This window comes from Agrobacterium sp. 10T429 (assembly GCF_056393925.1).
The window spans coordinates 1-435 of sequence record NZ_JBFTGV010000058.1 but is presented as its reverse complement, the minus strand read 5'-3'; the positions used below and the strand labels follow the sequence as shown (position 1 = coordinate 435).

The window sequence follows — 435 nt, the reverse complement described above, 5'->3', positions numbered from 1 at the left end:
GGCCGGCAATGGCAGCCCCGAAGCGATGACCGGCTGCGGCATCCACCTGTACCTGGCCAACCAGTCGATGCAGGACCGCTTCTTCTACAACGCCGATGGCGAGATGCTGATCGTCCCGCAACAGGGCCGCCTGCTGTTGTCGACGGAAATGGGCCGGCTGGCGGTGGAGCCGCAGGAGATCGTCGTGATTCCGCGCGGCGTGCGCTTCCGCGTGGACCTGCCGGACGGCACCGCGCGCGGCTATATCTGCGAGAACTACGGCGCGCTGTTCAAGCTGCCGGACCTCGGCGTGATCGGCTCGAACGGGCTGGCCAATCCGCGTGACTTCCTGACGCCGGTGGCGAGCTACGAAGACCGCGAGGGCAAGTTCGAACTCGTCGCCAAGTTCCAGGGCAATCTCTGGCAGGCCGAGATCGACCATTCGCCGCTCGATGT

At 66.0% G+C, this 435-nt stretch carries 1 protein-coding gene; it reads left to right on the top strand.

The window, feature by feature from the left end; all coding sequences use genetic code 11:
• The coding region (locus AC1DCP_RS26490; protein WP_476774884.1) for a homogentisate 1,2-dioxygenase at positions 1-435 on the top strand (435 nt) is incomplete at both ends.